Consider the following 1837-nt stretch of genomic DNA (forward strand, 5'->3'; position numbering starts at 1 on the left):
TACGCTAGCGCGCAGTTCAACCTTGGGGTCATGTATGCCAACGGCAAAGGGGTTCCCAAGGACGCGTCGCAGGCGGTGACGTGGTATCGCAAGGCCGTCGAGCAGGGACACGCTAGCGCGCATTTCAACCTTGGGGTCATGTATGCCAACGGCGAAGGGGTTCCCAAGGATTATGTTCAAGCTGCGAAATGGTTCTACTTGGGGAAGGCCAATGGCGTGGAAGCAGATAAGGCCATTCGGCAAATCGAATCGAGGATGTCCCATCAGCAAATCGAACAGGCGCAGGCTTTGGCCACCCAGTGGTGGCAGAACCATCACTGATAAAAATGCTGATAGAACTGCTAGGTTCTGTACGAAAAGTCCAAACGGGTAGAATCGGCGCCATGACAGGCTGGAGGCCCGCATGGCAAAGCGTTACGAACCCCGGATGCAGCTTGGGAGCTGATCGCTGATTTGGTTTCCCCCGAACAGAAGATGGGGCGACCTCGCAATGATGACCGACTGATGCTCAACGGCATCTTCTGGATCCTGTGCTCAGGTGCAGCCTGGCGCGACCTGCCAGAGCGGTTCGGCCCATGGTCGACGGTGTATCAGCGCTTTCGTGACTGGCGGGATGACGGCACGTTCGACCAGGTACTTGAGCGCCTGCACATTCGCCTGAATCAGGAAGGGCTGATCGATCTGGATACCTGGATGATTGATTCCACAGCGGGGCGAGCAACCCGAGCCTCTTCTGGCGCCGGGAAAAAAGGGGGGCCAGAAGAACCGGTAGACCATGCGTTGGGGCGTAGCCGAGGCGGCCTGACCACCAAGATCCACATGGTCTGCGATGCCAACGGCGTGCCTCTGCGCTTTTTGCTGTCGCCGGGCCAGGCCAGCGACATCTCGAATGCCCAGGCACTCCTGGATCAGGTTCGCATCCCTGGCAAGCCAGGCCGGCCTCGCAAGCGCTGCCGCTGGTTGCTGGCAGACAAGGGCTACGTTGCCGAGCACTTGCGCCAGTACTGCGACCGTTACCGGATACAGCCTGTGATTCCGTTGCGAACCATGAAACGCAAACCCAAGCCGGCCTGCCAAGGCTGTTTGACCGCCCCAAATACCGGCAGCGCAACATCCACATCCTAAGCTGGCTGCTTTCTCGACGGGCACGAATCTGGAAGTTCTGGATGTGAGTGATGGCTGAGGTCGATACCCGGCGAGCGCAAGTCTCACCGGGTTCGTGTTGGCGTGTTAATTACGGCTCCAAAACTCCCTTGCCCTGTATATCACAGCAATGCGCTGCGCCAGTGACAACCCCTTCAGGCGCTCCACAAAGTCAAACGCAGCCTCCTTGCTGCCAATGAAATGCTCCACCTGTTCGTCGCATTTATACCCCCTCCCCGCTGCCCACCCTTGTCGCACCTCTTTGGATTTTTACTTATTAAAATAGATATTTGAAATAGTAAGGTTTATAAAAAGGGGTCCTAGGGATTTTGCCCCCAAATACTGCAAAAACCGCTGAAGCCCCCGTATTTACTGGCCTCCAAGCCACTATTAATTTTAATTTAGCTCAAGTTTCAGTATCTTCTTGGGGTCCTAGGGATTTTGCCTCCATATATTGCAAAAACCTCTGAAGCCCCCGTCTGCCGTGGCTTGTAGAGGGGTATCAACTTTCATTTCTAGGTCGATAGCCCTCAATCGGTGCCATTAAGTCCTCCAGTTTTGGCAGTTCGCCCGTCGGCGCGAACGTGTATGTACCCCGGAAGTTGATGTTGGGTTCTACCCCGTTTTCACGGACACATCTAAAAGAGGCATAATGTGCCTGTAAGGAGTGTTCATGACCAAGCGAAGAAAATTC

General features: G+C 55.2%; 2 protein-coding genes and 1 pseudogene. 2 read left to right on the plus strand and 1 reads right to left on the minus strand.

Annotated features, from left to right (window positions below):
- A partial coding sequence (locus I9W95_RS12740) for a tetratricopeptide repeat protein (protein ID WP_225675467.1) occupies positions 1-321 on the plus strand: 321 nt, incomplete at its 5' end.
- Positions 322-403: 82 nt separating this feature from the next.
- Positions 404-1145 (plus strand): annotated as a pseudogene (locus tag I9W95_RS12745) (IS5 family transposase); the annotation flags it as partial.
- A 500-nt stretch (positions 1146-1645) separates the two neighbouring features.
- On the opposite strand, the gene I9W95_RS12750 reads toward I9W95_RS12745, so the two are convergent.
- Positions 1646-1837 (minus strand): hypothetical protein (locus I9W95_RS12750; protein ID WP_225675469.1); only part of this gene is annotated, 192 nt, incomplete at its 5' end.

It is taken from the genome of Thalassolituus marinus, assembly GCF_020320395.1.
GTDB classification, from domain to species: Bacteria; Pseudomonadota; Gammaproteobacteria; order Pseudomonadales; family Oceanobacteraceae; genus Venatoribacter; species Venatoribacter marinus.